The 7,562-nt window shown below is 68.8% G+C and carries 8 protein-coding genes, 1 tRNA gene and 1 pseudogene; 7 read left to right on the top strand and 3 right to left on the bottom strand.

Features of this window, described 5'->3' with window-relative positions:
• The 4 genes from VF697_RS43030 to pyk all read left to right on the top strand — a co-directional run.
• Nucleotides 1–407, top strand: a 407-nt coding sequence (locus tag VF697_RS43030) for an NFACT RNA binding domain-containing protein (RefSeq protein ID WP_331104548.1), incomplete at its 5' end; no start/stop codon positions are given.
• A complete protein-coding gene (locus VF697_RS43025; RefSeq protein ID WP_331104546.1) occupies nt 404–967 on the top strand; it encodes a hypothetical protein in 564 nt (187 codons plus the stop codon). The genes VF697_RS43030 and VF697_RS43025, both read left to right, overlap by 4 nt.
• Nucleotides 968–1,042: 75 nt before the next feature.
• The gene (locus tag VF697_RS43020; protein ID WP_331104545.1) at nt 1,043–1,933 is read left to right on the top strand and encodes a hypothetical protein; all 891 of its coding nucleotides are present in this window, start codon (nt 1,043–1,045) and stop codon (nt 1,931–1,933) included.
• A 101-nt stretch (nt 1,934–2,034) separates the two neighbouring features.
• Nucleotides 2,035–3,465: a pyruvate kinase gene (gene pyk, locus VF697_RS43015; protein WP_331104543.1), complete on the top strand. Its 1,431-nt coding sequence runs from the start codon at nt 2,035–2,037 to the stop codon at nt 3,463–3,465.
• A gap of 72 nt (nt 3,466–3,537) precedes the next feature.
• Here the strand turns inward: pyk and VF697_RS43010 are convergent, their stop codons facing one another.
• On the bottom strand, nt 3,538–5,055 hold the full coding sequence (locus tag VF697_RS43010; protein ID WP_331104541.1) for a GAF and HD-GYP domain-containing protein: 1,518 nt from the start codon (nt 5,053–5,055) through the stop codon (nt 3,538–3,540).
• A gap of 189 nt (nt 5,056–5,244) precedes the next feature.
• On the opposite strand from VF697_RS43010, the gene rpe reads away from it, so the two are divergent.
• On the top strand, nt 5,245–5,895 hold the full coding sequence (gene rpe, locus VF697_RS43005) for a ribulose-phosphate 3-epimerase (RefSeq protein WP_331104539.1): 651 nt from the start codon (nt 5,245–5,247) through the stop codon (nt 5,893–5,895).
• A 7-nt stretch (nt 5,896–5,902) separates the two neighbouring features.
• On the opposite strand, the gene VF697_RS43000 is transcribed toward rpe, so the two are convergent.
• Entirely contained in the window at nt 5,903–6,286 is a 384-nt protein-coding gene (locus VF697_RS43000; RefSeq protein WP_331104537.1) for a response regulator, read from the bottom strand.
• A gap of 250 nt (nt 6,287–6,536) precedes the next feature.
• On the opposite strand from VF697_RS43000, the gene VF697_RS42995 reads away from it, so the two are divergent.
• Nucleotides 6,537–6,613: transfer RNA gene (locus VF697_RS42995), tRNA-Pro, on the top strand.
• A gap of 122 nt (nt 6,614–6,735) precedes the next feature.
• Here the strand turns inward: VF697_RS42995 and VF697_RS42990 are convergent.
• Nucleotides 6,736–6,939, bottom strand: a complete 204-nt coding sequence (locus tag VF697_RS42990) for a hypothetical protein (RefSeq protein ID WP_331104535.1) — start codon at nt 6,937–6,939, stop codon at nt 6,736–6,738.
• A gap of 118 nt (nt 6,940–7,057) precedes the next feature.
• Here VF697_RS42990 and VF697_RS42985 point away from each other — a divergent pair.
• A pseudogene (locus tag VF697_RS42985) lies at nt 7,058–7,498 on the top strand (IS3 family transposase); the annotation flags it as partial.
• Nucleotides 7,499–7,562 lie beyond the last annotated feature (64 nt).

Below are 7,562 nucleotides of genomic sequence, written 5' to 3'. Positions count from 1 at the left end.
CCTTCAAGGAGTACGTGGGGCACGGGGGCCAGCGCATCTGGGTGGGCAAGGGCGGCGAGGACAACGACACGCTCACCTTCAAGGTGGCGCGTCCGGGCCACCTGTGGCTGCACGCCCGGGGACTGCCCGGCAGCCACGTGGTGGTGCCGCTGGAGAAGGGGGTGGAGGTGGCGCAGGAGGTGCTATTGGACGCGGCGCACCTGGCGCTGCACCACTCGGGGGCGAAGGGCGAGCCGCGAGGCGAGGTGAGCTGGGTGCCGGTGAAGTTCGTGAAGAAGGTGAAGGGGGGGGCGCCCGGACAGGTGCTCTACACCCGGGAGAAGACGCTGGTGGTGCGGATGGAGCCGGAGCGGTTGGAGCGGTTGTTGAAGACGCGCGGAGGCGAGGCCCCGCCCGCCGCCCCATGAGCGTAAAGCCCCCGACGAGCCCGGCCTGTGCCCGCTGTCCGGTGGCGCTGGGCGCCTCGTGCTGCGAGCCGAAGGAGGACGAGCAGCTGGCCACCCTCACGCGCGCGGACGTGGAGCGCATCACCGCGCACGCGCGGCTCGCCGCCCGGCGCTTCGTCGTCGAGGAGGGCCTCTCCGAGCAGGAGGCGGCGGACTACGAGACGCGCCGTCCCCTCTACCGGGGCTACTTCCGCCGGGGGCCGGTGCGCCTCACGCTGGCCATGCGCGCGGGGGCCTGTGTCTTCCACGAACGGGGCAGGGGATGCGGCCTGCCCGCGGACGTCCGGCCGGTGGCCTGCCGGCTGTATCCGTTCGAGCGCTGGCCCGACGGGAGCTGGAGCGTGCAGATGGGGCGCTATGGGGACCTGGCCGAGGCGCGAGCGGGCGGAGACGCCTGCCTCGCGGTGGAGGAGGCCGAGAGCATGGAGGACGTGCTGGCGACCTTTGGCACCACGCACGAGACGGTGGAGGCCCTGGGCGAGCAGCTCGCCGCTGAAGCGAGGGCGCACGGGCGGGGTTGACGGGTCGACGGTGGGCGAGCAGGCGGTTTCGGCTGGCCTTGAGTCCCCGGTGCCGACGGGTACGATGCCCCCCGCGTGTCGTCCCTTCCGCCCCAGCAGCAGTTCCATCTGTTCCCGCGCCCTCCCGTGCGCGAGACGCCCGCGTCGCTGCCCGCGCGCAGCCGTGCGGCGGAGTCCTCCAACCGTCTGGCCACCGCGCTCCGCGAGGAGGAGGTGCCGCTCGCGGACAACTTCCACCTCGAGGCCTCGCGCGACACGGATGCGCACCTGTCGGTGGCCACCCGGGAGGAGCTGTGGGCCCGCGCCGAGGCGCTCGCCTTCCGGCTCTCGGCGGACCTGCGCCTGCCGGTGCGGCTGGCGGTGACGGACAACCGCTCCACCATGGTGTCCTTCCGGCGCAGTGCCAACGTGCTGCAGCTGCGCCTGCACCACATGTTCCTCGACGCGCCCGAGCAGGTGGTGCGCGCGGTGGCGGACTACGCGGGCCGTGGCAACCGCGTGGCCGGCGGGGTGCTGGACGACTACATCCGGGGCCAGCAGCCGCGCATCCGCCAGGAGCGTCACGCGGCCGAGGCAGACCTGGAGCCGAGGGGGCGCTATTTCGACCTGCAGGCCCTCTTCGACTCGCTCAACCACACCTATTTCCAGGGGGGCATCCAGGCGCGCATCGGCTGGGGCCGCATGCCTCCCCGGCGGCGGCGCAAGTCCATCCGCCTGGGCGTGTACGACCACCAGACGCGGGAGATCCGCATCCACCCCGCGTTGGATCGCCTGGAAGTTCCGACCTACTTCGTGGAGTTCATCGTCTTTCACGAGATGCTCCACCAACTCTTCCCCAGCTCGAACGGCCATGGTCGTCGCGTGCACCATCCGAGGGCGTTCCGAGACCGGGAGAAGGCCTTTCCGCTCTACGGTGCCGCATTGCGTTGGGAGCGCGAGAACCTGAACCTGCTGCTGCGGGGCTGAGACCGCTTCCCTGCCCGCTGCTTTACCAATTTACCGATCGACGGCCTCGTGCGGACGTTGCTTGACCCTGCGCGTGCCTCGACCCAATCCTCTTTTGCCCTATGCGACGCGCGAAGATTGTCTGCACCCTTGGTCCGGCCAGCCAGAGCCAGGAAATGCTGGAGGCCCTCTTGGAAGCCGGGATGGACGTAGCCCGGCTCAACTTCTCTCACGGCAGCCACGAGCAGCACGCCGAGAACATCGCCAAGCTCAGAGCGGCCTCGATGAAGGTCCGCAAGGCGGTGGGTATCCTGGGAGACCTCCAGGGCCCGAAGATCCGCACCGGCCGCTTCATCACCGGCAGCACGGAGCTGAAGGACGGCAGCGAGTTCCACATCACCACGGATGAGAGCGTGAAGGGCACGGATGAGATCGTGTCCACCACGTACCCTCACCTGGCGGCGGATGTGAACCCGGGAGACCGCATCCTGCTGGATGACGGCCTCTTGGAGCTGCGGGTCCTCGAGACGGACAAGAAGCAGCTCATCCGCACGAAGGTCATCTTCGGCGGCACCCTGAAGAACAACAAGGGCATCAACCTGCCGGGCGTGGCGGTGCGAGCCGACGCGCTGACGCCCAAGGACAAGGAGGACCTCATCTTCGGCATCAAGGCGGGGGTGGACTTCCTCGCCCTGTCCTTCGTGCGCCAGCCGGCCGACATCGACATGGCGCGCGCGGCGATGGCCGACGTGGGCCGCTCGGTGCCCATCATCGCCAAGCTGGAGAAGCCCGAGGCGATCGCCCGGCTGGACGCCATCCTGGACAAGACGGACGGCGTGATGGTGGCGCGCGGTGACCTCGGCGTGGAGATTCCGCCCGAGGAGGTGCCCTCGGTGCAGAAGGACATCGTGCGGCGCTGCAACATGCGCGGCCTGCCCGTCATCGTGGCCACGCAGATGCTCAACTCGATGATCGACAACCCGCGGCCCACGCGCGCCGAGGCCAGCGACGTGGCCAACGCCGTCTTCGACGGGGCGGACGCGGTGATGCTGTCGGGCGAGACGGCCAGCGGCAAGTTCCCCATCGAGTCGGTGCAGATGATGGACCGCATCGTCCTGGCGGCCGAGTCCACCATCCGGGCGCAGGGCCTGTGGACGCCGAACGAGTCGCCGGTGGGGCTGCCCTCGCACTTCCCGGACGTGATCGCCGCGAGCGCGTGCTACGCGGCGAAGCAGGCGGGCGCGTCGCTCATCGCCGCCTTCACGCTGTCGGGTGTGACGGCGCGGCTGCTGGCGCACTACCGGCCGCCGGTGCCCATCGTGGCCTTCAGCCCCAACCAGGAAGTGCGCCGCCGGCTGGCGCTGCTGTGGGGCGTGGTGCCGCGGGTGCTGGAGCCCATCCTCGACACGGAGGCGATGGTGCGCCGCGTGGAGGAGGAGCTGCTGGCGCGGGGTCTGGCGCAGAAGGGTGACCGCGTGGTCATCGTGTTCGGCGCGCCGGTGGGTCAGCCGGGCAAGATCAACAGCCTGCGGCTGCACACCATCGGCGGCTAGTCCGAGAGGGCCCCGGAGCCCGGCCCTCTCCTCTGCTGGGAGAGGGCCCCGGGGTGGGGCCCCTCCTGCCGCCTACCCGCGGGGGTCCTGCAGGGCCCGCTTGGGAATCTCGGCCTCGACGAAGATGCGGTACAGCTCCATGTCGAGCTGGCCGCTCTGCGCTTCCTTCTTGAGGATGTCGAGCGCGAGCTGGTGGGGCACGGCCTTCTTGTAGGGCCGGTCGCTGGCGGTGAGCGCGTCGTAGATGTCCGCGATGGACATCATCCGCGACTGCACCGGGATGGTGTTGTCGGGGATGGCGCGCGGGTAGCCGGTGCCGTCGAGCTTCTCGTGGTGCGCGTAGGCGATCTCCGGCACGCGGCGCAGGGTGCGCGTCCAGGGGATCTGCGACAGGAAGCGGTAGGTGTGCTCGACGTGGCTCTCGATCTCCCGGCGCTCCTCGAGGGAGAGGGTGCCCTTGGCGATGGAGAGCGACTGGACCTCGCGCTCGAGCAGCAGCGGCTTCTCCTGATCGAAGGCGTCCAGGAAGCGCAGGCCGCGCAGCTCGTGCAGGCGCTCGAAGTTGCCCTGGGCGAGCACCGTGGGCCGGTTGCAGGTGAGGACGAACTCGAGCACCTCGTCGAGCTGCTTGAGCTCCTTGCCGAGCCGCTCGTCCTCCTCGGCGTCGATCTCCGCCATGTGGTGCGTGCCGCGCAGCTTCGCGGCGGCGAGCCGGCGGCGGTAGCTCTGCAGCTGCAGGTCCTTGCGCGCGAGCTGGAAGCGCGAGCGCAGCCCCTCCATCTCGTGGGGGTAGAGCTTCTCGGCCTTGACGAGCACCGGCTCGCGCACGCCCACCTTGCCGAAGTCGTGCAGCAGCGAGGCGTAGCGCAGCTCCTGCAGCTCGGTGACGCTGAAGCGCGTATGGGCGTAGGGGCCGGCGTGCACGTGCTCGAGCGCGCGGGCCATGGCCACGGTGAGGTCGGCCACGCGGCCCGAGTGACCCGCGGTGGTGGGATCTCTCGACTCGATGGCCACCACCGAGGCGGAGACGAAGCCCTCGAAGAGCTTGTTGATCTCCTCGTGGAGCAGGGCGTTCTCGATGGCGCCGGCGGCCTGGGCCCCCAGGGCGAGCAGCAGCTCCTCGTCCTCGGAGTCGAAGGGCAGGCCGCTGAGCTTGTTGAGGGCCTGGATGACGCCGGTGACCTCGCCGTTGGCGTCGCGCATGGGCACGCAGAGGATGCTCTGGGTGCGGTAGCCGCTGAGGGTGTCGAAGGAGCGGTTGAAGCGCTCGTCGGCGTAGGCGTCCGGGAGGTTGATGACCTCACCGGTGTGGGCCACCTGGCCGGCGATGCCGCTGCCCACCGGGAGGCGGATCTCGCTCTTGGAGCCCTGGGCCACCTTGCTCCACAGCTCGTTGCGCTCGCGGTCCAGCACGAAGAGCGAGCAGCGGTCCGCCTCCACCACCTTGCTGGCCTCGTAGAGGATGAGCGGCAGCAGCAGGTCCAGATCGCGCTCGGCGCTCATGGCCTTGGTGACGTCCAGGATGGACGTGAGCTTCTTGAGGCGCCGGGTGAGGTCTGGCGGATCGGGCGGGTGGGTCTGTGGAAGCACCGGGAGTTGGCTCCGAATGGGACGGCGCACGGCCTGGGAGGCCCCTTCTTAGCACGGGACCCGGAGGGCTCGCCCACCCCGGGGCGGTTGAGCTTCCTTGGATGCCGCCTGTCGGGGGCCGACAGTCAGGCCGTCCGCCCCCCTGACAGGCGGGTACCACCGGCGAGCGGAAGTGGCTATGAAGCCGCCATGCGCCGCGTCCTCGTGTCCCCCTCGCTGCTGTCTTCTGATTTTGGCCGCCTCGCCGAGGAGGTGCGGGCGGTGGAGGCCGCCGGGGCGGACTGGGTCCACGTGGACGTGATGGACGGCCGCTTCGTGCCCAACATCACGCTCGGCCCGGTGGTGGTGGAGGCCATCAAGCGGTCGGCCACCCGGCCCCTCGACGTCCACCTGATGATCGTCGAGCCCGAGAAGTACGTCGAGGCCTTCGCGAAGGCGGGGGCGGACATCCTCACGGTCCACGCGGAGGCGTGCACGCACCTGCACCGGGTGCTGCAGCAGATCCGCCACGCGGGGGCGAAGCCGGCGGTGGTGCTCAACCCGGCCACGCCGCTGTCGGCGGTGGAGGAGGTGCTGGGCGACGTGGAGATGGTGCTGTTGATGAGCGTGAACCCCGGCTTCGGGGGGCAGAGCTTCATCGAGCGCACGGTGGACAAGGTGCGCCGGCTGCGCGCGATGCTGGACGCGCGAGGGCTGTCCACGCACATCCAGGTGGACGGAGGCATCAACGCCGAGACGGCCCGGCGGGTGGTGGAGGCCGGGGCCGACGTGCTGGTGGCGGGCTCGTACGTGTTCGGCTCGAAGGACTACGCCGCCGCCATCCGCTCGCTGCGTCCCTGAGGGGGGCTCAGACGGGGTGGAGCTCCTTCACGCCGGCGAGCCGGGCCACCCGGGTCATGAAGGTGTGGTCGAACGGCTTGACCTCGTAGGCATCGGCTCCGAGCTCGAAGCACACATGGCGGGTGTACTGGTCCTCCACGCCACTGAGGATGATGACCTTGCACTGACGCGTGTCGGGGTCCTGCTTGAGCTGGGCGAGTAGATCTCTCCCATCCTGGTGCTGGTGGAGGTCCAGGATGATGACGGCGGGCCGGTGCTTCCGGGCCAGATCCAGGACATGTTCGGAGGTGGTATCCGTCACGGAGTCGAGGCCCGAGTGACGGGCCGCGCGGGTCAGTGCGGATACAACGAGCGGCTCGTCATCGGCGATGAGGACGACCGGAGAAGGCATGGGACCCCGGGGTGGCTTCGCTGTTCGGTGGTTAGCCAAGCAAGCAGCGTTCCTGATGGATTCCTTCGCGAAATGGCGAGGTTACGCGAGGGGGGGCTGGGTGCGTCTTGCCCCATGGGGCGAGGGCCACCCTCTGTAAAACTCCAGGGATGAAAAGGAGATCCAGGGCCGTTGACTAGGCCGGGCGGCTCGGATACATGACCGCTCACTTTCGACGGCCCGAGAGCAGTTCCGGCGAAGGTATCGGTAACGGGGAGTGGCTCAGCCTGGTAGAGCACTTGGTTCGGGACCAAGGGGTCGCAGGTTCGAATCCTGTCTCCCCGACCATCAGAAGGGCGCGGAATCCTTGGAGAAATCCTCGGGTCCGCGCCCTTCGTCTTTCTGGGACCAAGAAGCCAGCAGCAAACTAGCAGCAAGCGGCGAGGGTTCACCTCCGGCGGCCCCTGGGATTACTCGGCTGGGGCTAGCTCGGGCGCTGCGAAGTCGAGCCGGTCGAGGCCTTTGCGCATGTCCTCCACGTCGAGGTGGCCGTACACCTTCGTGGTGATGGCCGGGTCCGAGTGGCGGAGGATGCGCTGCACGGTGGCCAGTGGGACGCCTGCTTTGAGCAGCAGGGGGGCCGTGGTGTGTGCCTGCTCTGATTCCGTGGACACCCAAGATGTGATGACGGAGTCCTGGGATGTCCACGACAAAGAAGAAACAAAGAAGGCCGCTCCGCAGCTTTACCCCGGAGTTCAAGGCGGAGGCAGTCCGGTTGGTGCAGGAGGAGGCCTAGCCGTGGTGTTGGACCTCTTCTCTCACCTGGTGGTGGGCTGGGCCATGGGCGAGCACATCGACCGGCATCTGGTGCTGCGCGCTCTGGACATGGCTCTCAAGGGACGGCAGTCACCTCAAGGACTGCTGCACCAATCGGACCGGGGCAGCCAGTATGCCAGCGACGATTACCAGCAGGCCCTGGCCGCACGCGGCATCCAATGCAGCATGTCGTGCAAGGGCAATGGCTGGGACAACGCCGTGGCCGAGAGCTTCTTCAGCAGCGTGAAGATGGAACTCGTCCACGACGCCGACTTCGCCACGCGCGAGCAGGCCAGGGCGGCGCTCTTCGAGTCCATCGAGGTCTTCTACAACCGCCAGCGGCGCCACTCTTCGCTGGGCTACCTCAGTCCTGTGGACTTTGAGCTTGCCGCCTTACCGCAAAAGTTGGCAGCATAACCCTACTGTCCACATAATTGGGGCAAGCCCAACTCGTCCGAGCCGGGGCGGGACGACGAAGGGC

Origin of the sequence: Archangium sp., assembly GCF_036388035.1 — a bacterium.
Classification (GTDB): Bacteria; Myxococcota; Myxococcia; order Myxococcales; family Myxococcaceae; genus Archangium.
The sequence above is the reverse complement of the archived record's forward strand: the minus strand, read 5'-3'. Positions and strand labels throughout refer to the sequence as shown.

Coding starts and splice junctions, on each gene's coding strand:
- pyk (WP_331104543.1), top strand. CDS start 2,035: ATGCGACGCGCGAAGATTGTCTGCACCCTTGGTCCGGCCAGCCAGAGC.
- VF697_RS43000 (WP_331104537.1), bottom strand. CDS start 6,286: ATGCCTTCTCCGGTCGTCCTCATCGCCGATGACGAGCCGCTCGTTGTA.
- VF697_RS43025 (WP_331104546.1), top strand. CDS start 404: ATGAGCGTAAAGCCCCCGACGAGCCCGGCCTGTGCCCGCTGTCCGGTG.
- rpe (WP_331104539.1), top strand. CDS start 5,245: ATGCGCCGCGTCCTCGTGTCCCCCTCGCTGCTGTCTTCTGATTTTGGC.